Raw genomic sequence first — 22,942 nt, forward strand, 5'->3', positions numbered from 1 at the left:
ACAGCTTCGTGAATCAGTTCCCGCTTGACTTTGTGGCTTTTTGGAGATGTTCTTGTTCTTAGAGTTAGAACCTGAACCTTTTTGCTGATATTCTTTGGCAATTTGGGCAACATGAGTGGATGTAACTCTACCTTTAGGAGCAGTTTGGAAACAATTGAGGAAAGATATACAGAAATTTATATCTATCCGCAAAACATTAGTTGGTGGAATCAAACATTCGAGGAACTCAGTCAAGTAGAACAGTTTATCATCAGTTTATTAAATTGGGGATACGAGCGAGAAAAATGGGAATCGGTTTTTGGTTTTAGCCCTACTTACACTGCTAAACCAGAACAAATTGACTGGGAAAAGTTAGAACAATTGTGCCAAACGGAAAAACCGCCATTACAATACTTTAGCAACGTAATTAGCATCATCGACCATAGTTCAGACTGCATTTGGCTAGACCTGACTGATGAAAGTTATGAATCGTTGGCTTGGAGTAAAGAGAATATCATTTACCTAAAAAGCCAATGGGAAAAAGCACTTAAATTACAGCAGCAAATGGCAGAATTTTCAGTTTGGTTTGAAGCGAAAGTCGAACACAAAAAAGCCGCCTTGAAACTGTGGAATCAAGCTAAAAAATGAACGTACCATTACCACCTCTAGACATAGGAAAACTGGTGCAAACGATAGTTCCTCAAACCGAGTTGGGTGAAGTACAAGCCCAACTCTTATTTTTGTCGGGACAGTACGTTTTGATTTACAAAGAACAGGAAAAAACCCATTGTAAATTTGTATCGCCAGCCGCCATAGCAAGAGCTTTCAGCAATACAGTAATTGATTCGGGTTGGCTTGATTATCATACCGTTCGCTGGGGACATGGTTTATCTGGGGAATGGATAGTCCAGTACTATCCACCGCAGCAGTATCAAATTCTGTGTGAAAACAATGAATGGCAAATTCCCCTACCTGCCTTCATATTCGTGGGATATCGGACTAGGTACTGGATTTGGGCATCAAAAACTAAACAGTTTGACCCAAATGCGGCTTTGTACGCTGCACCCCTGCCTAACGTTTATGGCGATGGTGCAATTTGCTTTGGCGAACTGCATCCACCTGATTGTTCGCCAAGCCAAATCGGAGTAGCCTGGAAAATATTTTGGCAGAGCAATTTCAGTAACCATCTAATTCAAGGTAAATCAAAGCGCTATCCTCAAGACGTGCTTAAGCAGCTAATGCAGGTGAGAAACAAACGAATTTATCCCAGCAAAGACTTAGTGATTTTTAACAAATCCCTCGACGTTATTTGCCAAGGCATTACTAGATGAAAATTCCTCAATTTATAGAGTACAAAACGGCTTTTGATGCAAGTTTACCACCAATAACTGCTAGCGCACTCGAATATTGGTTATCCAGAAATGGTGTATTTGTTCGAGCACAGCGACAAGGAATAAAAGCTTGTTTCCCCATCGCCAATTGTCGCATTGCTTCCTTGGCAGTATTAGAACCATATTTCCAGATGGAATACCCTCGCGTACCGTTGGAAATAACCAAATTGATGTGGTTACTTAGTGAGTCAGCAGGCGAAAATGAAATACTTTTTCACCTATTCTTTAAAACTGGAGGTTGGCATTTAGAAGTTCCCGCCCAAATTGCTACACCAACTAGCGTTACACCTTTAATCAGTTCGGTTGATTCATCTTATGAAACAGCATTGATTGAAGTGCATTCTCATGCCAACATGAGTAGTGAATTTTCGGAAGCAGATAATCGAGAAGAAACTGGATTTAGAATTTTTGCGATTCTAGGTAAGCTGAGAAGCCAACCGGAAATTAATACTAGAATTGGCATTTATTCTCACTTTTACTCAATTCCGGCACGTTGGGTATTTGAACTACCAGAGATGCTAGCGGAAAAAGTGCCAACTTAAAGTATTAATTGTAGCTGATTTTCTGCGATAATTATTTTTCCTTACCACCACAAGAATCAGTATGGCTAAAACCTACTGATTCTTTTACTGACTAAGCAAGTAATTTATTGCGCTGTCTTTGAAAATTTTAGTTAATCATTAAATGTATGATAGACCTAACTTACAGTAATTCCGTCCCAATTTTAACTCGTCATAGTCATCAAATTAATATTTGGATTGTTGGCACAGGAGGAACAGGAGGATGGCTGGTTCCTAACCTAGCTCGATTAAGCAAACTCATGGAAAAAAGTAGCAACAAAAAGATTACTTGTACTTTGGTAGACCCAGATATTATTGAGGCTAAAAACATTCCCAGACAGAACTTTATTGAAAGTGAAATTAGCAGTAATAAAGCCTTAATTTTAGCTACTAGATACAACCTAGCATTAGGCAGCAATTTAACTGCTATTCCCGAACCTTTTCATCAAGATTTATTAGATAATTGGTGGACGGGTTTAACAATAATTATTGGTTGTGTGGATAATGCAGCAGCCCGTTACCAAATCAGTCAATGTCTGGAATTGAATCAAAATAAAGAACCGAATATTTGGTATTTGGATTGTGGGAATCATGCCAATTCAAATTCGGGACAAGTGTTACTTGGTTCTACCAATCAATTCCAACTAGAAAATGCTTTCGACAACCCAGAAAAACCCAACTTTTGTATTAACTTACCTTCCCCTACTTTGCAGCATCCTGAATTACTAGAACCGCTACCTGAAGAACTGAATAATACCTCGCTTTCTTGTGCAGAAATTGCATTGCTTAACCAACAAGCATTATTTGTAAATCAACAAGTAGCTACCATAGCCACAGAGTACGTAAAATCTCTTCTATTAACAGCAGAATTGAGACGGTTTGCTACTTACTTTAATAGTGATATTGGTTCAATGCGATCGCGCTACATTTGTTCTGAAAATATAACCCAATATACAACCTAACACAACATGAGCCAACTTTTCCACCTCGACACTTCTATCGGGAATCCAAATCAGTTACTCAAACTTCTAGAGTCAGAAAATTCAGCTTTAGAAGTAAGAGAGGTAATAGCAGTTTTTGGAGCATCTATTTCCCAACCAAAATTACCTAAATTGCATCAATTTCAATTAGGGGATATTGTAACCCAAGGGCAATGTTATGGAGTAGTAACTGCGCTAAATGAAACAGACCGACCGATAACAATTACTTGGGATGGAAATAATAATTCTGAACCTGATGTATTTGCTTACACGCTGGACGAAATTCGGTTTTTGGGAATTTCAATCATTCCTCAATTAGTTCCACTAAAAACAATTGTAGAACTACCAGCTAATATAACTATTCAACTAGCGAATACTAAATTTGTCAAGTTCCATCAAGCGAATACTTTCTTAGTTGAAGAAGTTAGCGAACATCATTTGGTTATCCGCTCTCTTGAAGAGCGATATCGCTTGACTAAAGAACTGTTTCCGGGAAAGCTATTTGCTTGTATTGTAGATATTGCCATCTCGGTTCAAGTACCTAGCAATTTATCTTTAATAGCCCTAAAAAATCAAGTTAAATTGCATTTAGGAATGGCTAAAGCTGTTAACGATAATTTGTCATGTTTAACAGCAATGAAGAAACAACAATTATTTCAGAACTTGGTTTTGAAATTAGCAGGTCAGAATTATGATACTGAGGAACTAAACGAAGTTTGGTCAGCAGTGTGGGCGGAACAAATAGCCAGTTTAGCTAAGGAACAAGACTTGTACAAGTTTAAACTAAGTGAGCGGGTTTTCAGACAACGAGAAGGGTTAGAAATCTGGGGAACTATTGTGGGGTTAAACGTTGAATTAACACGACCTTTTCAAATAAAATGGGAGCAGGGAGAAGTGCAGAATTATAGCTTGATTGAACTAAAATGTTTAGGGATTACTCCCCTCAAACCTATCATCAAATTATCGCCGAATGTTGCTTATCAAATTAGCGAAGACGGTCGTTATTTTAAAGCTTGGATTGGCTTTCGTACCAAAGGATTAGCAAAAGCTTGGTGGCGAATAATCAAAAAGCAAGTGGGATACCTCAGCCATTGGCAAGAATGTTTTAGTGTTGAATTTAAACACACAGATAAGCGTTATGAATGCGTTGTAGAAAAGTTTCGTCAAAAAACTGTAGCTAAACGATTGTTAACTTTGCAAAGATTAGCAGAAATCAACTTGGAAGAAATGCCACGATGAACGGAAGGAAAAACAGAGCATTATACTAGCTCAAGAGACTCATTAGTGGTAAAACTTAGTAAGAGTTAACTAGCATGAGTTTCCAGCAAGAATGAACCCAGAAGAACAGCAAGAAATCCTCAAGTTACGTGCTTTAAACGTCACCCCCAAACAAATTGCCCGTAAATTAGGTTTGAAAGCATCAGAAGTAACTGCATTTATCAAAGAACAAGCCGAACAAACTGCAAGAGCGAAAGCTCAAACTGGTGAATTACCACCCATAGATAAATGTCTAGCTGATACCAGATGTGCTAAAAGATTACTGTTTGAAGATAGTGATTCTCTTCAGAATGAAATCGGAGGTTTAGGGTTAGTTTTAGTAGCCAGAACTACTGGATACAACCGCTATAGCGTTTGTACTTATTTGCTAGATTACTGGTGTTTGGGTCTAAAAGATACAATCGGACCTAGAGACTTTAACAGTAATAAGTATCTAGAATTCGTGCAAAATTCATATATGAACTTTCCCCAAGGATACCAAGAGATTACTTTAGAACAAGCACAAGCAATAGTTTTTGGTGCAATTGATTATGCCAAATCGTTGGGATTTAGCCCTCATCGAGATTTTGAACAATCACGAACACATCTGGGTGAGTGGAATGGGGAAAGTCAACTAAAATTTGGTCGGGCTGGTAGACCATTTTATATTAGCGGCCCTTACGATAATTTCCAACGAGTTATTAGTACTCTGGAAAAGACTGTGGGAGTGGGAAATTTTGATTATTTCGGTGGTTTTGAGGTTTGAATGAGCTAATGAGTACATATAACATTTTGAGCCAAACTGAACGTCAACGGGTAAGTGATGGAGAAGTTGTTTCAATCTTGAGTGGTTGCGAGTCTTCATCTCGAAAAATGGTGCTAATATTGCCACAATTGGGAGATTTCGACAGCTTGGAGTATGCTTGGTGGTTGCAACGAGAAGCCCAACAGCTACAAGCACAAGGGATTGCAATTCGAGCAGTAGGAATTGGTAATTGCACTTCCGGTCAAAAATTCTGTAGTTACACTGGATTTCCGGCAGACTGTTTATTTGTAGACCCTACTGCTCAACTGCACCAAACACTCAACCTATATTCAGGTTTATCCCTCAAACTACCAGGTTTATCGCCTGGTGCGAATGCTTGGCTCAACCTAATGCTAATGTGTGCTGGAATTGGTAGTCCAGGGACTTTGGCAGAAGTGTTTCGCGGATACAAAGGCGACGCAAAAGCACCTCAGTTAATTGGCGACGAAGAAATTGTACGGGCTGCCCCCCTGCCTCCAATCAAAGGCTCATTCTTCAAATTGGCAGGTGGTAAAGGTTTTCAGCGTCCATTTGAGTTAGCAACTTTACGACTGCGAAATATGGCAGAAGTGCTAACAAATTGGAAAACTTACGTTCCTAACCCTGCTTATCTTACCCAACGCGGTGCGACTTTCTTGTTTAATCAGCAGGGGGAATTACTTTATGAACATCGCGACTGTGCCATACTTGGCTTTGCTGCTGATATGAGTAATCCGCTATCTTTTCTTAAGAAAACCAACTAAAGTAAGCTAGCGCTTAAGTCAAAGGTTGAAGAAATAGTAATTGAGTGAAATCAATGAGCCAAAATTTACTCAACCTAACCCAAACCAGCGAATCACACCAGTTTACTTTTACTCCCCAACAATCAAAAGCTATCCAACAACTAAAAGAATTTCTGATTAGCCGAAACACAATATTTCTGTTATGTGGATATGCCGGAACCGGAAAATCGACAATCATTATTCAATTCATCAAAGAACTGCTACAACAAGGCAAAAGAATTGCTTTGAGTGCGCCCACCAACAAAGCAGTTAATATCCTCAAAAAGATGGCAACACAGCACCAAATTATCGGAGTAGACTTTTTGACAATCCACCAACTGTTAGGGTTAGGAATGGTCAGAAAAGAACAAGATAAAGTGCTAGAGCAAACCAACTCCAGTACCCTATACCTATACGATATCATCATTCTTGATGAATGTTCGATGGTAGGAATAGAACTGTGGAAATGGATAGAAAAAGGATTCAAGCAAACACTGTTCAACCGGAAAAAACTAATTTTGATGGGAGATCCAGCCCAATTAAATCCCATTGGAGAAAAACACAGTCCTAGTTTTAATGTAATCAATCGAGCTATCCTGACAGAAGTAGTTAGACAACCAGGAGAAAGCCCAGTACTGGACTTTATTACTAACTGTCGCTCCTTTGTAAAAAATCAAGCTAAAACTTAAATTTTCCTGCCTCATTCCCAATACAAAAAAGGAGACAAATCGAATGGTGCTTTTAAAGTAACCAGCGAAACAATGTTAGACTATGCCATCAAAACAATCAAGCGAAAATTTGCTCTTCATCCCGATTGTTTTAGAATTCTCTGCTGGACAAACAAAAGAGTAGATTACTACAATCAGATAATTCGAGAACAAGTTTACGGTTCGACTGCACCACCATTCGTTCCCAGCGAACGACTAATTACTAAAAAACCAGTAATAGCACCAGATGGCAAGACAGTAATTTTGCCAACTTCGACTGAATTTACCGTAAAAGAAGTAGAAATCAGTCAACATTATGGCTATCGAGTATGGCTGCTAAAAATTGTTACCGATGAGGGAATAATGCGGCAGATTTTTGTGCAGCATGAATCCGAATCCAACCGCTACGAAGCAGAACTAGAACAAAAGCTAAAAAGTGCTAAACGAAATGGTTTCTTGTGGCGTAAATACTATTGGTTCAAAGATGATTTGTTTGCGGAAGTCGATAATTGTTTTTCTTTGACAGTACATAATTCGCAAGGAAGTACTTTTGATGAAGTAGGAATAGATGGGGATGACCTTTTCACTCGCTTATTGGTAGGAGATGATGAGAGCAAAAAACAGAAATTAAAGGAGTATCATCGTTTGTGGTATGTGTCTGGCTCCAGATGTAAAAAAAGACTATTGTTTGTCGCTCCTCAACCTCACAAAATTGAGCGACTATTCCCCCGACAAATGACGCTTTTTTAACTAGGGAAGTAGGGAGTAGATAACTTTGATTCGCTACTCTCTATAGCAGTCTAAATGATTTGTGAACAAGACTTTTTTTGAACCACGTTCGCGTAGCGGTGCGTAGCACTTAGACACGAAGGACACGAAGAAAGAAGAGAGAAGAAGAAATTTTTACAATTGATTTAGACTGGCTATATTCCCTATTTACTAATAATGAGTACTGCTACCGCAGCGATAAGTCGAACCATTAAATTGCTAGAATTATGACAAGAATTGGACTGAAAAAATCAGTTAAAGCCAAAACATCTGACTCTAGTGTAACTTCCGCAGAAAAGTCAAATGTAGATAGTGCTAAAAAACGGCAAAAAATTTCAAAAACTAACTTACCTACACCAACTAAAGAAGTAGCGAATGAACCCTCAGAAACTATTTCATCCCAAACCGAACAAACCTCTGAAATATCGGCTTTACCAATACCAACACCAGTAGAAGCGATTTGCAATTCTAGAGAATTCAACGATTACGTACAGGTACTAAAAGCGATAGTTCCTAACAATAATAACCATCCGATATTGTGCAACATTCTGATTGAAGCCGAGCCGAATTCCCAAAAGTTACAATTGACTGCATATAACCTAGAATTTGGAATGCAAGTTAGCTTTGATGCCACAGTTAATCAACCAGGTTCTCTGACATTACCTGTTACCATACTAGCTGATATATTAGGAAAATTTCCTCAAGGTCGGCTGACAATAAACAGTGAAGTTACTATACCCAAAGGTAACAAAGCTGCAAACACATCACCATCCATAACTGCTACCTTATCAATGCCAAGGAGTCAGCACGTTATTCGAGGATTAATCGCCAGCGAATTTCCCACAATTCCTCCAGTAAACCACAAGTTATTTTCTCTCCCAGCTAGCACGCTAATAGGGGTACTTAAAGGTAGCTTGTTTGCTGTCAGTTTGAATGAAGCGAAACGAATTATAACAGGTGTTAACTTTAAACTTAGTTATGATGCAGAACGTGGGATTAATTGCTTAAGAATTTGGACAACAGATGGACATCGAATTGCCATGATTTTGGGATTAAGTGAGAGCAACAACGAAGCTAATCATTGGCTGGAGGAAGCAGTAGAATTTACTGTACCTGCTAAAGTGTTGAAGCTACTAGAACGCAATTTAAACCCGACAGAGCGCGTTTCTATTTACTACGATGGTTCGGCAGAGCAGGTAGCAAAGTATGTAGCTTTTCGTTGTCAGAATTGGCAAATGACAACCCAGTTGTTAGAAGGAAATTACCCACCATGTAACCAAATTGTTGACCCTTACAGAAGTGAGTTGAAGTACCAAATAATAGTGGAGCGATTAGCGTTAGTTAAAGCATTGGAAAGATTAGCAACTCACAGCGATAAATCCCATGTTACGGTAGGGTTAGAATTTGATTCCGAACAACAACAAATTCGAGCTTCAATTACTAATGCAGTTAGTTCCGGTCAGGAAATAATTGCTGCTAAGATTGATGGTGATAACTTGCGAGTAAAGTTAGATATTCGTTATTTAATCGATACAATGAAAGCAGTTACAACGTCAGATTTGCGAATGCTGTTAGCTTCACCCTTGGCACCAGTGTTGATTGTACCTTTTGGTACGCCAATTTCAGGAGAAGCTGCAATCGAATCCGAATATGCAATAGCACCCCAAGAGTAAGTGAAAAAGGGGGAAGGATTTTTGACTTTTCCTACTCCCTTTTTCCTCTTAAATCAATTATTATTTTCTTCTGATTGAGACTGAGATACAAGTTGCTGAAAATCAGACAATGATTCAATAGTAACAGCTTGCCTATGCAACATCCTGAGTAACTCAGAATCTTGTACCAGATTAATAGCTTTTACCAACTCACTTGGCAGTTCTGTGAACCGGATTTCTAAAATTTCGATAATATCCTCTCGACGAGCTAAACGTTCAAAAGTAGTATCGTAACGCATTTGATTTTCCTCCTCAAAACGTTTGATTTCTTGACTAAACCCACTTTCCAAATCTCCTGGCAATTTCATCATCCAGTCGATTAATCGAAATAATTCACGGATTTCAGTCCGATTATAACCTCGTTCAAATAAACTCTTAACAATGCTCAATTTCCACTCTAACCGTTCTTGAGGTTTTCCACCTGTCGCCTGTGTTTTTAGATGCGCCATAACGAGAGGAGCGAAAGGGTTTATACTTGCTTCTAAAGTTTGCCAATCCTGTTGATAGTCTAGCAACTTGACCATCGAAAACCGCAATAAAACCCTAGTTCCCCAGATTTCATAACTGTACTCTTGGGGTCGCCAAGACTTTTCTGAGTCGGCTAAAATTGCTAAACTCGCCACTTTTTTCCGGTAAATACCGAAAATGCGGCTGTTATAAACATACATTCTTTCCGCAAAAGTTGATTGGTATTGACTCTGCACTTCTAAATGAATCAATACCCAAGTTTCCTGACCGTTAGTTAACCAAACTTTAACTAATTTATCAGCTTCTCTTTGTCCTAATTCGTCATCCCGCATCACTTGTCTGAGTTCGTTATCCAGAAATTCGTATGGGATTTTCCAGTCTATTTGTTCGTAGATATCCGGGAAAAAGAAAGCAATAAAAGATTTAAAGTAAACAGCGATAGCTTCTTTCCAAGGATTATCATAATCATCCCGTTGTTTAGACATATTTCTCCTTCCCCTAGCGGGGATTCTCTGGGAACTTTTGTGAAAAACTGAACTAATGCACCAACCATTATCACTCAAATATCGACCAAAAAACCTAGCAAGTTTAGTAGGTCAAGAACCCATCAAAATCGCCCTAACAAATGCAGTAACTTCGGCTAAAATTGCCCCAGCTTATTTGTTTACTGGGCCAAGAGGAACAGGTAAAACTTCCACAGCACGCATTCTAGCCAAATCGTTAAATTGTCTTAATTCGTCAGTGACGACAGCAAATCCTTGCCAGAAATGTGCATCATGTAAAGCAATTGATGCAGGCAATAGTTTGGATGTAAGTGAAATTGATGCAGCTAGTCATAATGGGGTAGAAGATGCTAGAGAATTAATCGAACGCAGCAATTTTGCACCAGCAATGAGTCGGTATCGGATATTCGTTTTAGATGAATGTCATCAACTTAGTAGTAGTGCTCAAAATGCCCTGCTAAAATGTATCGAAGAACCACCATCTCATGTGGTATTTATTCTCTGTACGACTGAAGCACATAAGGTATTACCAACTATTAGTTCGCGCTGTCAAACGTTTAACTTTAAAGCACTGTCTATGGAGGCAATTGTCGCACAATTGTCACGAGTAGCTGTTCAAGAATCGATCGCCATTACAGAGGAAGCAAATAAGCTAATTGCACGACATTCAGAGGGTGGCTTAAGAGATGCTTTGCAATTGCTTTCTCAATTATCGCTGATGGGAGAACAAATTACACCAGAGCGTGTAGTAGAAGTGTCAGGTGGGATTCGTTCTCACGATTTAGCTACGATTGTCAAAGCTATCTGTGCGGGTGATGTACTGACAGTATTACAATCAGCAAGAACTCTAATTGATAGCGGTAAAACACCGAAATTGATTTTGAGTAGCCTGTTGGCAGTTTACCGCGATTTACTGATTGTTAAAAGCGTGCCCAAAAGTGAGAATGTAGTCGTCGGAACTTTGAATTATTCGCAATTGCGACAAGTTGCTAACAGGCTAGATTTTCCTAGCATAGATGCAGCTTTGATGCAGTTACAAAAATCAGAAAGTCAGTTGAGAGTAACAACTAATGGTGCTACTTGGTTAGAAGTATGCTTGCTCAATTTAATTCACAACAACCAACGCCAACCATTACGAGAACTACCAGAAAGTCAAGAACAGCATAATCGAAATGGAAATGGCAAAGCTGAGAAATTAAGTTCTGTTTGGATGAAGGTTGTTGAAGCTACAAAACCCGCTAATCGCAGCTTACTTTCTCGTGCCACATTAATCAGTTTAAATGAAAGTAACTGTGTATTAGCAGTTCCCACATCTGATGTAAAAAGGTTTCAAAACAACGTTGCATTGGTAGAACGAATTGTTAGCAGAGTATTGGGTTATTCGGTTACGATTGCGATTGAACAAAGGAAGGAACTGTCAGCATGATAACGCTATTAGTTGGCAACGATACTGAAGCGATTAAGCAAGAATTAGCAACATTAAAAGCACAAACTCATCCCCGGTGGCGAGACTTTAACGTGCATCAATTTAGTGCCGAACAATTAAGTGCTGCCATGATGAGTGCTTTTTCAATTCCTTTTGGTGAAGGTGGCAAACTAATTATTGTAGAAAATTGTGATTTCAAACAGTTTGGTGAAACTGGATTAGAGATGTTGCAACCTTTATCCATGTTACCAAAAACTACCCATTTGGTGTTTACGGCTAATTCGATTGATAAGCGACTGAAGGTAACTAAACATTTGTTATCGTTAGGTAAGCTCAAAGAGTTGGCTTTGATTCCACCTTGGCGTACTGACTTAATCGAACAAGCGCTCGGCAATACTGCTAAACAAATGCAGTTAACTATTGCTCGTGATGCTGTAAACTATTTAGCTCAAGCTATTGGTAATGATACTACCAGAATGGTGAAAGAATTGTCAAAGTTAGCTGTCTATGCCGCAGGTGCAAAAATTACCAAAGAGCAGGCTATTGCGTTAATTCCCATCACTACAAGTAACAGTTTACAATTAGCTCAAGCATTACTAAAACGTGAAATTGTTGTCATTGTTCAAATAGTACGCGAATTACTATCTCGTGCTGAATTTCCTTTAGTAATTGTGGCTACTCTCATTACTCAGTTTAAGACTTGGTTGTGGGTAAAAGCAGCATTAGTAGCTAAACGCTCTGACTCAGAAATTGCTACTTTGTGCGGCTTAGGCAATCCCAAACGAATGTATTTCTTACGGCAAGAGATAAATGAGGTTTCGACAAATTACTTGTCAAAAGTACTTTCGATGCTATTTGAGTTGGAAGTTGAACTAAAAAGTGGAGAAAAGGCTGATTCCATACTGCCAGCATTGTTGAGAATTGTACAGGTACCCTCGCATACTCAGTAGACGAAAAGCGAAAAGGTAGGGGTTAGGGGGTAGGGGGTAGGTGTTAGGGAATCTTTAGGTGATAGGGCTCAGGTGGTAGGGGATGGGGAAAAAGACTCTTCCCTAACACCCAACCCCTAACCCCTACTCCCCGCACCCAAGATTTACTCATACTACATAGTCATGCTACAATAATGGGGCAAGTAGTAATACATGAACTGGCTATGGTTTGGGTTCTTTTTGCCCAACTGGTGCGCCAACCGCTGGATTGCGCGTATACCGCACAGAAATGCGTGACTACTCAGCAGTTTGATTAGCTCAGTGGTAGAGCATCCGAACGCATCGGTAGGACGTAGGTTCAATCCCTACATCAAACACCAGGAAGTTAGCTCAATGGGTAGAGCGATCGACTGAAAATTCGATTTGTCGCAGGTTCAAATCCTGTACTTTCAACCAACCCTGTCCGGGTCAAAAGACACTACTTTTTGGAAGTAGCTTACCTCAACTCTCTAACAAACTCTGCAATGTAGGTGTGTACTAGGGATAGTAACAGTAAAGAAGCCAGTGCAATTGTTTTCTCTCTAACTTGAGTATGTCCTTCATTGTCTTTATCCAGTTTTCCTAGATACAACAAACTGAACGGCATATCTGAGGATTGCGATCTTTTTCTGAGTACTCTACTCACGAAGTAGCAATCATCTTAATCCAGTCCGAGAAGAAGCAACTCGCCCGCAACCGAACTGCAAACACCTACATTTGCAGATTTGACAATCTGTGTAGTATCTATGTAGCATAAAGTTAATAGTAAAAACCTAAGTCGTCTGAGCAATTTTCTATGTGGAAAACATTTTATATTAAACCTAACGAAATTGGAATTTTGTATCACCGTAGTGATTTCCAAAAAATTTTGCAGCCGGGGACTTACACTTATTTTGGTTGGCACTGGCAAGTCAAAACCTACGATCTCAATCAACCAGAGGTAAAGATTGAGAACTTGGAGCTATTACTGCGAGATCGTAGTGCGGAGTTAGAACCATACTTATTAGTAGTAAGAACTGCATTCAATCAAGCCGCTTTAGTACGAGTAGGACAAAATTGGGTTAGTGTTTTACCCAATCGATTGCGAGCTTTTTGGCGCGGTTTTATTGAAGTCGAGTCTCATATTTTCAATTTGAATGAAAGTTTGGAATTACCAGCCGAGTTTAGAGAACAAATACGTAAGATTGCCTTGGATGGAATCCAGAAGTTCTTAATTTCCGAGTCGGAAATTGGTTTACTTTACGTGCAGAAAAACTTCGTGCGATCGCTCGAACCAGGTGAGTATGCTTTTTGGAATGTCGAGCGAGTTGTTTTAGTTCACAATCTCAGTCGAATTATACCCAATCCAGACTTTCCCTTGCCAGATGTATTGATCGAGCAACATCCTGATTTCGTAGCAGCTTACTGCGAAACGGTGCAATTACAAAATCATCAGGTAGCCATTGTTCGCTATCAAGGTAAAGTTATTTCTATTCTCCCACCCACTATTCGGAAACTATTTTGGCGAGGTGTGGAAGTAGAGGTAATTGATATCAGCAATGATGCTAAATTACCAACTAATTTAGTAGCAGAATTAGTCTTGAATGCGTCAGAGAGAGTTCGCAATTTTTTGCATATTCAAGAAGTGCCAGCACAGCACGTTGGATTACTTTACATCAATCAAGAGTTTCAAACCCAACTTCAGCCAGGAATACACGCTTGGTGGATATTTGGACGTTCTTGGCAGACGGAAGCTATTGATTTGAGATTGCAAACGATCGAAGTATCCGGTCAAGATATTCTCTCTAAAGATAAAGTACCTTTGCGGTTGAATTTAACTGCTGGGTTTCGCATTCTAGATCCATTAAAAGCCAAAAACGGCTTATCCGATATTGCTGGTTTCTTATACAAGGAACTACAATTTGGTTTGCGGGGAGCAGTGGGCGAACGTACTCTAGATGCTTTACTAGAAAATAAAGGAGCAGTCGATAAAAGTGTAGCTGAATATATCGAGCAAAAAACTGCCGACTATGGAATTGAAATTAATTCCGTTGGGGTCAAAGATATTATTTTACCTGGCGAGATTAAGACAATTTTGAGTAAGGTGGTAGAGGCAGAGAAATCTGCTCAAGCTAACGTAGTACGTCGTCGGGAAGAAACTGCTGCTACTCGCAGTATGTTGAATACGGCGAAAGTGATGGAAGATAATCCGGTGGCTTTACGTTTGAAAGAGTTAGAAGTGTTAGAAAGAATTGCTGAGAAGATCGATCGCATTCAAGTTAACGGTAGCTTGGATAGCATTTTGACCGACTTAATTCGGCTCAACCGGGAATAAAATAATAGTGCGATTGCTCAATATTTCGGAGGAAATTTAATCGAGCGATCGCATACACATTGCTGCCATTTGTACTGCTTAATTTTTATTTTTAGCCGCCCCTATCGGTGGCGGTAAATAGAAGTAATTGTAGTCTACAAATGCAACCAGATTATCTGAAATTACTGGCTCAATTTGAGCAGGAATTCTCTCCTATCTCTCGCCATCAATCAGTAACAGAAAACCAATTGGTTGAGGCTAACAATCTCCTAGAATTACTAGGAGAAGAGATCATTTGGCATGAAACAACACCTGCAACCAACCCACTCAATAAAAACCTGCCATCTGATTTACCAAAAGAACTGAAACAAGCTTTACAACAGCAAGGCATAAAACAGCTTTATTCTCATCAAATCAAAGCTCTCAAAGCAGTGCGTCAAGGTCGAGATATCATCTTATCAACTACAACCAGTTCTGGCAAATCTTTGAGTGCATATATTCCGATTTTAGAAGGAGTAATGCAGCATGATTATACCGCCTTAGCTTTTTATGGATTAAGAGCCTTAACATCAGAACAAGGTCAAAAGGTTGCTAACTTAATCAAATCTATTCCCCAGTCTACACAACCTCGATTAGCGATGCTAACCGGAGATACTAACAAAGAGGAAAGAGAAAGATTGTTAGCAACTAATCCTCAAATTATTGGAGCTACGCCAGAATTAATTCACTTTGCACTTAGAGGAGTTCATTGGAGTCAACCTTGGCAGCAATTTTTGAGCAAATTGCGTTACGTCCTAATTGATGAAGCGCACACTTTTAATGGTGTTTATGGAGCAAATATGGCAGCTTTAATTCGTCGCTTAAAGTTGGCAGTTGATAGTAATGGTGGTAATTCTAATCAACTACAATTCATCTTTTTGAGTGCTACAATCGGTAATCCAGTAGAATTAGCTAGGAGATTATCTAGTAGAAATCGTCAACGTAATTCAACTAAACCAGATAGATTGGTTTGGATTAATTCTAGTGGAGCAGCTACACCTTCTCGACAGTTAATTGTCACTAAATCTAGCCATAATGCTAATCCAGATGCAGCGAGAATCATCTTGTTTTTATTGCAGTCTGGACAAAGCGGAATTTGTTTTTGTAATGGCAGACAAGCTATCAAGAATTTGTGGTCAACTTTACGACAGGAAGCGATTCAACAAGGCTATAGCAGCATTGAAAAACAAGTAGCTATATTCTATAGCAGTTTAACTAGCCAGCGTCGTGCCGAAATAATTCAACAATTAGAACTAGGTCAAATTCGATGTATTATCAGTACCAGTTCGTTAGAAGCTGGAATTGACCTACCACAACTGGATTATGTAATTATTAGAGGTTGGCCTGGTAGTTTGCAAGCATTTCGACAAAGATTAGGAAGAGCAGGGAGAGTAAAAGCTGGTTTAGCTGTTTTTATTCCGATTGCTCAATTACCGTTGGATAATTATTTTGCTACGCATCCTCAGTTGTTATTAGGAGCTCCGTCAGAACAAGTTAGCTTTAGTACCAATTACCCGATAGACTTAGCCAAACATTTGATGTGTGCCGCAGTAGAAACGGGAATTCCTGTTACTAAACTCAAGTACTATTTTGGTAAATTAGCGCTGACTATTGCCACAGCTTTGATGGAACAGGGAGTCATACACAAAAGTCGCGGTCTATTATGGGCTAAAGGATTTCCTCATAAAGATGTTAACTTTAGAGGTGGAATAAATAGCAACACAGTTCAATTGATAGATGCGGAATTTGGAGAAGAAGTTGAAAGTTTAAGTGCCGAAATTGCTATCCATGAAGTGTTTCCTGGTGCAATTTACCGAACGCAGAATTTGGATGGACAATTAGTAACTTATCGTTCGGAAACTTTGGAATTGGAAATGGGAAAAGCCCTATTGCAGTTAATTACAGAAACTCAGTTGTTTACGATTGCTGTCAATCGTGTTGATACCTGTATCCATCAAGAATTGAGTACGCCTAAAATTGTTCCTTTGCTCGTTACAACAGAAGAAAGTAATGGTTCTACTCAAGTTCCGCTATCAATACAATTGAGTTTAGGTTGGGGTGAAATTAGTCAACAAGTAACTGGGTATCAATTACTAACTAGGTCATATAAGTTAACTTGTTTGCAGAAAAAGTGCGTAAATTATAAGGAGGGATTGAACAATCATATTCATTGTCCAGCTTGTGGTAAACGATTGCGGAAAGCGGAGTTAACAACGGTACTTAATGAAGTTGAGTTTGAGCAACCTTATGCTATCGAGTTTAGTACTCCTGTTGTCCAGATTAGTGTTAGCGAATCAGTTAATCGATACTGGCAAGAAATTGTAGTTCGGACTCGCACTCAACTGTTACAAACCAAGCAACCAATTCCGACAAATTATCAACAACTATGGGAATATCCAGCGCAGTTTTTGGTAATCCATAGTTTTGGGCATCAGATTTTAGCAGCTTTGCCATTGGTGGTATTGTCTGGGATGAATGATGTGAGTTTTCGGGTAGAAAAAAGAGGAATTGCAGATTATGTTGGCTTATTTTATGACCAAGTTGAAGGCGGTTCTGGTAGTGCGGAGGCAATTTTTAAGCAGTTGCCAAAACTTGCTAAAGTAGCAGGGGAATTAGCTCGAAATTGTGAATGCGAATCCGGTTGTCCTAAATGTTTGATTCAACCTGGTTGTCCTGATGGTAATAAAGGGTTACTCAAAGAAATGGGGCTGCTTTTATGTGATGCGCTTTCATTAACTGAAGCATAATTCGATTAGGTGAACTTGGAGAAGTGCATATTAAATGCGCTTCTCCAAAAAATTTAATGCGGCGGTAAGTTCTTCAGGTTTCATTGGTTAGTTCCTGTAAAATTAGTAAAATTCTCTCCTTGAGTTCTGGCAAATTTAGTTCAACTACATTCCAAACTTCATCTAAATCTATACCCAAATAATTGTGAATTAGGACATCTCGAAATCCGGCAATTCTTCGCCAAGGAACTTCTGGATGATTCTGCCTTAATTCCACAGAAAGCTGCTTAACCGCTTCTCCGATAACTTCAAAATTACGAATCACTGCATCTTGAATCAAAACAGATTCCAAAAACACCTCTTTACCACCTAGCGTGTAAGATTCAATCCGCTCAATTCGTTCGATAATATCTTCTAAAAAAACCCGCTCGTTTGTCACAATGGAACTGCCTCATTCAAAATGCGCTCGCGCCACACATCTCGCAGACCTTTGACATTTGCTACATCAACTTTTTTGCCCAAAAGGTCTTCTAAATCTTGTATAAGTGCTACCCGATCTAAAAGACTTCGCCCTGTCTCCATTTCTACTAAGAAATCCACATCACTATCCGGTTTGGCAACACCTCGCGCTACAGAACCAAATATCCGCACATTTGATGCGCCATGTTGTGCAGCAAGAGAGAGAATTTCTTCTCGTTTTTGTTTGAGTAACTCATCAATATTCATAGTTCTAGCCTCCCGCTTCTATATTTAGTTTAAGGAATTTGTTCTACGATTTGTTTAACTAATTCGGAAGCTGAATCTAATTGATTTAAATTCACATTTGTATAGTAGTCAGGCATCCGAGCGATTTCTCTCACCACTGCTGCTAAATCAGCATTTCCTTTCCTCGCTCCCAACCCATTAATAGAACATTCGATTTGTCTTGCGCCACTATGAAGAGCAGCTATTGAATTTTCGACAGCCAAACCTAAATCATCATGACAATGAACCGACAGCTTAATACAATCAATCTCCCTCACCCGTTGTTGTAGCATTTGAATTAGTTGACTAAATGATTCCGGGGAAGCTGTTCCCAGACTATCAGGAATACTGATGGTAGTTGCTCCACTAGCACAAGCTGTTTCCACCGCCTGACATAAGAAATCTGGTTCACAGCGAGTGGCATCAAATGCTGACCATTCTACATCTGCACAATAGTTTTTTGCTGTAGCCACGCTTTCTCGAATTCGGGCTAGCGTTTCTGCTTGACTGTGGATCGATCGATCTTTTAAATTTACAGAAGTGTAAAGATGAATTCTACCTTGAGCCGCAGGTTTAATTGCCTGGGCTGCCACCATAATTTCTTCAACTTTATCGCTAGCTAAAGCACAAACAATCGAATCTTTTACAAGTTGAGCCACTTGGAAGACTGCAGCGAAATCTTTCTCTTTAGCTGCCGGATATCCCACCTCAATTACGTCAACCTTCATGAATTCTAAAAACTGAGCCAATTCAAGCTTTTGTTCTACATTAATTTGCACCCCCGGCATTAATTCTCCATCGCGCAGAGTAGTGTCAAAAATGATGACTTTATTTCCAACTTCTCCCGCCATATTGCACCTCGCGCCAGTCCTCGCTCAACAAAAACTTAGGTGTTTCAGTGGCGCAACCGCCACTTAATTTTCAGAATTAGTACTCATTCTGAAACTATGAAACTGCTAACTTTATCGGACTTTAAACCAATTATAAGTAATAAATCAACCTCTTCAGTTCCTAGCCACATTCAACAACAATTCCAGTTACTTGTCAAACAAATATTAATGGAATTGCCAGTAGAACCAATCCTTGACAACTATCCTCAATTTCAACAATGGATTACATCGTTAAAACAACTAGCACCTAGTCTATTTGTTCCTCACAAAAAGCTTTTTGTTGACCTGACAATTACGGCTAGACTAGAGTGGAAATCGGAGAATGCCAACAATACTTCATCTTTTCCACTCATAGAAGTGCAGACAAATCTAGGGATTATCAAAGGAAGAAAGCGACTATTTGAATGGGGAATTCGTCATCCTAGCCTAAGTTATTCAGACCGAATTAAGTTATGGGTGGCAACCGAACATTTTCAAGTTAATCCTAATGAAATGCAACTGATTGTTTTAGCACTCCATCCAACAAAAACTGCTCAAAAAGTAGTATTTAACTGGGATAGCAAACAACATAAGCTCACCCGCAATTGGTTAGTGAAGAGAATGAACCCATCTATTACTACCAATAAAAAAAATACAGATGCAGCACTCGCCCTAGCAAAAAGCCTAGATCAAATTGAGGAAATACCAATATGAACTAATAAGAAAGAAATGATTAAAATTTAATGCTGTTTCCTGAAAGATTGTGCTAAGAATAGAACTCTTTCTTCTACCGAGCGCTCGATAGAATTTGCCAACGTTGCCGGAAAAGTTAGTTCGTTAAACAATTCTTTGGAGAAGAGATAAAAATGTCTACCAAGATTGACATAAAACCAAAAACAATTTTGATTGTGGAAGATAACCCGATGTTGCAGGTAGGGCTGCGGCACGCACTTTCTGCTCAACCTGCTTTTCAAGTTGTAGGACAAGCCCAGGATGGTCTACAAGCAATGAGTGCCGCCGTCGAACTCAAACCAGACATTGCTTTAGTAGATATCGAATTGCCAGGAATGGATGGTATTACACTGACGCAACGAATCAAAGAGATACTACCTAACACCCAAGTAATCATTTTCACGCACTACACCAATCGAACCAAAGTGATGGCAGCCTTAACCAGTGGGGCTAATGGATACTGCGTTAAAGGTGTTAGTATTCCTCAACTAGAAGCAGCAATTACCGCAGTAGCCGAAGGAAACTTTTATCTAGATGCGAAAATTGCTGAGTGCTTGCTGCAAAACCTCAGACAACCATTACCCGACGGTGAAGAATTAGAAGAAGTGAAATTGACCCCCAGAGAAATGCAAGTTTTACAACGACTGGTTGAGGGGAAAAGCAACACGGAAATTGGTCTAGAATTGAGGATTAGTGCGAACACGATTAAAGGTCACGTTCAGCAAATTATTCATAAACTCAAGGCAAGCGATCGCACCCAAGCCGCAGTCAAAGCTTTACGCTTGGGATTGGTTTAGTACTAAAGGTAGCGTAAACCAAAAACTCGCTCCTTGACCTAAATCGCTGACTACACCAATTTGACCGCCGTGCGCTTCCACAATTTGCCGACAAATATAGAGTCCCAAACCCGTTCCCGGACGACGTACAGAGTTAGTTCCCCGCACATACAAATCGAATAAAGAAGCACATTCTGTTTTTGGAATGCCCACACCATTATCTGCAACAGTTACACGCAGCATTTTTTTACTAGCATCTACCAGGGCATCCAATGTCAACATAAAACCGGATGGATTGTATTTGACTGCATTACCAATCAAATTTTCAAACACTCGCCAAAGTTGCTCGGCATCAGCATTTATCAAAGGTAAATCAGCAGCAATCCGATAAGCAACAACAACCTGAGACTTGGTTAACATCGGTTCCCAGTTTTTCAGGATACGACTGGTCAAAGCGTGCAGCGATATCGGTTGTAAGTTCAACGGATAGCGCGACGTTTCTAATAGCTGCGTTTCCACTAAAGAATCAATCAGTTGAAGTTGCCGAGTGCAACTATCCAACATTGTTTCGACAATCTGCCTGTCGAATACAACATTTGCCGTAGTGTTATTTAGATAACTTTGCAGTAACAAAGAAATTCCGGTGACGGGATTTCGTAAATCGTGGGAAACAGCATGAACAAAAACTTTCAAACGCCGTTCTGTCTGCTGTCGCTGTTTAATTTCCTGCTGTAGTTGAATATTCTGTGTAGCGAGTTGTTGATTCTTGGCAAATAGTTTCTGTTGACAGCGACGCATCGCTAATTGCTGTTCGACTCGTGCTACTACTTCAATCGATTCAAACGGTTTAGTAATGTAGTCAGCACCCCCGACTTCAAACCCTTTCACTTTATCAAATACATCGTCGGCAGCACTAATAAAAATAATCGGTATTTTTTTGGTTATATCAGATGCTTTGAGTCGGGCGCATACTTGATAACCATCGAGATCTGGCATTCGGATATCCAGTAAAATTAGGTCGGGCAGTTGTAAAGCGATCGCTTTTAATGCTCTTTCCCCGTTTACCACTTTTCGTACCCGATAACCATGTTCAACTAGCATGGATGACAACAACCGAATGTTATCAGGAATGTCATCAACTATCAAAATATCAGGTGGAACCAAATGTTCAGTCATGACGTACACCGCTAATTGCTTTGTTTTTTAGGAGTTCCCGAATCTTGCCGACAGTTTGGTTCGATTGGACATCAGCCGTAGTTACTGGGTCGCTAGGGTCATGAGGATGGGGTAATAATTGTTCGGCAGCGCGAATTCGACGATCTAGTTCATCATCAATATTGAGTACCTGCTTAGTTTTCGGGTCAACTGATTGCCCAATTGCTCGTTTCTCTAGCTGGGGTCGAATTTGACTATCCCAGAGTACTTCTGATTCTTGAGCGCGTTTGCGGTCGCTTGGCTTAACTGGAACCTTCAAGGGATAAGGAAACAGAGCTTCTGTGCCAGAACTATAAGCAGGAGAGGTAATTACGCACTTACCTTGCGGAAATCGCAGAATTTCATCAGCACTAATCAACGGTTTCTTTTGCAATTGTTCGTTCCAATTGACAGAACGACTAGTATGTTGACCCATCGAACTACCCGTAGAGCGATTTTTCACCAGCACTTCCACTTCTCCATAGCGTTTAGAATATTTCTCTGCCGTGTCGTAATCGCCCGGATTGAACAGCACATGAGTCGATAAAGCACTAGCGATCGCTGCTCCCTTTTTATCCCCATAAAGGTTATACAATTGGTTCAAGCTTTGAATACCGACAATCGGGACACCGCCAGCACTGCGATATTCGTTCGCCCACTGATCCATGCGCTCGAATTTGAGCGAGGGAAATTCATCCAAACAGTACACGAAGGGGTCTTTTCTTGGTTTAGATAGATTACTGACAACGCATAAGTGGATGGCAGCAGCTAAAAGTGGGCCAACTACGGCACGTCTTTGGTCATCTAATTTGAAAATGATGCACTTTTTCCCTGATAAAACAATCGGAATAGTACTCTGACCGATAAATGCTCTTAGTAAATCTTTTTGAATGAAAGCCGAATAAGTTGCTTCGGCGGTAGCTTTAATACCTGCTACAGTTTTTTCAGCATCTTTGGAACTTAAAAGTTGAGAGAAACTAGCAGCAATCCATCGATCCATTTTCAGGGGATGACCTTCAGGACGATGAACCGCATGATGAATGCGTTTGACTAAATCTGGTAGTTGAATAAAGGCATAGACCATTGCTAAATCTGGGTAGGGGCTACCTTTAGCTAGCTGTACCAGTCCCTTTGCCATTAATTCCTGACGGGGTGACAACAATCGGTAAACCCCTTACTGCGTGCGGGGTTTACCGATTGTTGTCAAAAAAAAAGAGGTCTGCTATTCTCAAGAAGACCTAATTAACGAAAATAATGAATTTATTACCATTATTTTACACCGAA

22 protein-coding genes and 2 tRNA genes are annotated in these 22,942 nt (G+C 39.7%); 18 read left to right on the top strand and 6 right to left on the bottom strand.

The genetic code is table 11. From position 1 onward, the window contains the following. Positions 1–144 precede the first annotated feature (144 nt). From ACE1CC_RS29510 to dnaN, 10 genes are all read left to right on the top strand, one after another. Positions 145–627 carry a hypothetical protein gene (locus tag ACE1CC_RS29510; RefSeq protein WP_413274005.1) on the top strand — a complete coding sequence of 161 codons (483 nt, stop codon included), beginning with the start codon at positions 145–147 and terminating at the stop codon, positions 625–627. Next, a complete protein-coding gene (locus ACE1CC_RS29515) occupies positions 624–1,310 on the top strand; it encodes a hypothetical protein (protein WP_413274006.1) in 687 nt (228 codons plus the stop codon). The genes ACE1CC_RS29510 and ACE1CC_RS29515 overlap by 4 nt, the downstream gene beginning before the upstream one ends. Further along, complete coding sequence (locus ACE1CC_RS29520; RefSeq protein ID WP_413274007.1) at positions 1,307–1,912, top strand: hypothetical protein; 606 nt, start codon at positions 1,307–1,309, stop codon at positions 1,910–1,912. The genes ACE1CC_RS29515 and ACE1CC_RS29520 overlap by 4 nt, the downstream gene beginning before the upstream one ends. A gap of 146 nt (positions 1,913–2,058) precedes the next feature. Further along, a complete protein-coding gene (locus ACE1CC_RS29525) occupies positions 2,059–2,892 on the top strand; it encodes a ThiF family adenylyltransferase (protein ID WP_413274008.1) in 834 nt (277 codons plus the stop codon). 6 nt (positions 2,893–2,898) lie between these two features. Then, positions 2,899–4,149, top strand: coding sequence for a hypothetical protein (locus ACE1CC_RS29530; RefSeq protein ID WP_413274009.1), 1,251 nt, complete (start codon positions 2,899–2,901; stop codon positions 4,147–4,149). 91 nt (positions 4,150–4,240) lie between these two features. Further along, positions 4,241–4,933, top strand: coding sequence for a DNA-binding response regulator (locus ACE1CC_RS29535; protein WP_413274010.1), 693 nt, complete (start codon positions 4,241–4,243; stop codon positions 4,931–4,933). Positions 4,934–4,941: 8 nt separating this feature from the next. Further along, positions 4,942–5,715 (top strand): peroxiredoxin-like family protein, encoded by a 774-nt coding sequence (locus ACE1CC_RS29540; protein WP_413274011.1) that lies wholly within the window; start codon positions 4,942–4,944, stop codon positions 5,713–5,715. 53 nt (positions 5,716–5,768) lie between these two features. Further along, positions 5,769–6,422 (top strand): AAA family ATPase, encoded by a 654-nt coding sequence (locus ACE1CC_RS29545; RefSeq protein WP_413274012.1) that lies wholly within the window; start codon positions 5,769–5,771, stop codon positions 6,420–6,422. A gap of 72 nt (positions 6,423–6,494) precedes the next feature. Further along, positions 6,495–7,190 (top strand): hypothetical protein, encoded by a 696-nt coding sequence (locus ACE1CC_RS29550; RefSeq protein ID WP_413274013.1) that lies wholly within the window; start codon positions 6,495–6,497, stop codon positions 7,188–7,190. A 245-nt stretch (positions 7,191–7,435) separates the two neighbouring features. After that, a complete protein-coding gene (gene dnaN, locus ACE1CC_RS29555; RefSeq protein ID WP_413274014.1) occupies positions 7,436–8,881 on the top strand; it encodes a DNA polymerase III subunit beta in 1,446 nt (481 codons plus the stop codon). 53 nt (positions 8,882–8,934) lie between these two features. Here dnaN and ACE1CC_RS29560 read toward each other — a convergent pair whose 3' ends face one another. After that, a complete protein-coding gene (locus ACE1CC_RS29560; RefSeq protein ID WP_413274015.1) occupies positions 8,935–9,873 on the bottom strand; it encodes an RpnC/YadD family protein in 939 nt (312 codons plus the stop codon). A gap of 55 nt (positions 9,874–9,928) precedes the next feature. Between ACE1CC_RS29560 and dnaX the strand changes: the two genes are divergently transcribed. From dnaX to ACE1CC_RS29590, 6 genes are all read left to right on the top strand, one after another. Next, positions 9,929–11,317, top strand: coding sequence for a DNA polymerase III subunit gamma/tau (gene dnaX, locus ACE1CC_RS29565; protein ID WP_413274016.1), 1,389 nt, complete (start codon positions 9,929–9,931; stop codon positions 11,315–11,317). After that, entirely contained in the window at positions 11,314–12,267 is a 954-nt protein-coding gene (holA, locus tag ACE1CC_RS29570; protein ID WP_413274017.1) for a DNA polymerase III subunit delta, read from the top strand. The genes dnaX and holA overlap by 4 nt, the downstream gene beginning before the upstream one ends. A gap of 286 nt (positions 12,268–12,553) precedes the next feature. Continuing rightward, positions 12,554–12,626 (top strand) — tRNA-Ala (locus tag ACE1CC_RS29575). Further along, positions 12,626–12,702, top strand: a tRNA-Phe gene (locus ACE1CC_RS29580). Before ACE1CC_RS29575 ends, ACE1CC_RS29580 begins: the two co-directional genes overlap by 1 nt. 379 nt (positions 12,703–13,081) lie before the next feature. After that, entirely contained in the window at positions 13,082–14,599 is a 1,518-nt protein-coding gene (locus ACE1CC_RS29585) for a slipin family protein (RefSeq protein ID WP_413274018.1), read from the top strand. A 140-nt stretch (positions 14,600–14,739) separates the two neighbouring features. After that, on the top strand, positions 14,740–17,364 hold the full coding sequence (locus tag ACE1CC_RS29590) for a DEAD/DEAH box helicase (protein WP_413274019.1): 2,625 nt from the start codon (positions 14,740–14,742) through the stop codon (positions 17,362–17,364). A 73-nt stretch (positions 17,365–17,437) separates the two neighbouring features. Here ACE1CC_RS29590 and ACE1CC_RS29595 read toward each other — a convergent pair whose 3' ends face one another. Genes ACE1CC_RS29595 through ACE1CC_RS29605 form a run of 3 tightly spaced genes read right to left on the bottom strand, consistent with a single transcriptional unit; the run spans position 17,438 to position 18,938 of the window. After that, positions 17,438–17,782 (bottom strand): HepT-like ribonuclease domain-containing protein, encoded by a 345-nt coding sequence (locus tag ACE1CC_RS29595; RefSeq protein WP_413274020.1) that lies wholly within the window; start codon positions 17,780–17,782, stop codon positions 17,438–17,440. Then, the gene (locus ACE1CC_RS29600) at positions 17,779–18,069 is read right to left on the bottom strand and encodes a nucleotidyltransferase family protein (RefSeq protein WP_413274021.1); all 291 of its coding nucleotides are present in this window, start codon (positions 18,067–18,069) and stop codon (positions 17,779–17,781) included. The genes ACE1CC_RS29595 and ACE1CC_RS29600 overlap by 4 nt, the downstream gene beginning before the upstream one ends. A gap of 29 nt (positions 18,070–18,098) precedes the next feature. Beyond that, positions 18,099–18,938: a beta/alpha barrel domain-containing protein gene (locus tag ACE1CC_RS29605; protein WP_413274022.1), complete on the bottom strand. Its 840-nt coding sequence runs from the start codon at positions 18,936–18,938 to the stop codon at positions 18,099–18,101. A 96-nt stretch (positions 18,939–19,034) separates the two neighbouring features. On the opposite strand from ACE1CC_RS29605, the gene ACE1CC_RS29610 reads away from it, so the two are divergent. Further along, positions 19,035–19,670 carry a hypothetical protein gene (locus ACE1CC_RS29610; RefSeq protein ID WP_413274023.1) on the top strand — a complete coding sequence of 212 codons (636 nt, stop codon included), beginning with the start codon at positions 19,035–19,037 and terminating at the stop codon, positions 19,668–19,670. A 152-nt stretch (positions 19,671–19,822) separates the two neighbouring features. Continuing rightward, positions 19,823–20,485, top strand: coding sequence for a response regulator (locus tag ACE1CC_RS29615; protein ID WP_413274024.1), 663 nt, complete (start codon positions 19,823–19,825; stop codon positions 20,483–20,485). Here ACE1CC_RS29615 and ACE1CC_RS29620 read toward each other — a convergent pair. Both ACE1CC_RS29620 and ACE1CC_RS29625 read right to left on the bottom strand, forming a co-directional pair. After that, positions 20,465–21,640 carry a hybrid sensor histidine kinase/response regulator gene (locus tag ACE1CC_RS29620; RefSeq protein ID WP_413274025.1) on the bottom strand — a complete coding sequence of 392 codons (1,176 nt, stop codon included), beginning with the start codon at positions 21,638–21,640 and terminating at the stop codon, positions 20,465–20,467. The genes ACE1CC_RS29615 and ACE1CC_RS29620 overlap by 21 nt on opposite strands. Beyond that, the gene (locus ACE1CC_RS29625; RefSeq protein WP_413274026.1) at positions 21,633–22,820 is read right to left on the bottom strand and encodes a type IV secretory system conjugative DNA transfer family protein; all 1,188 of its coding nucleotides are present in this window, start codon (positions 22,818–22,820) and stop codon (positions 21,633–21,635) included. The genes ACE1CC_RS29620 and ACE1CC_RS29625 overlap by 8 nt, the downstream gene beginning before the upstream one ends. Between the last annotated feature and the right edge of the window lie 122 nt (positions 22,821–22,942).

Origin of the sequence: Floridaenema aerugineum BLCC-F46, from assembly GCF_041929345.1 — a bacterium.
In the GTDB taxonomy this organism is placed as follows: domain Bacteria; phylum Cyanobacteriota; class Cyanobacteriia; order Cyanobacteriales; family Aerosakkonemataceae; genus Floridanema; species Floridanema aerugineum.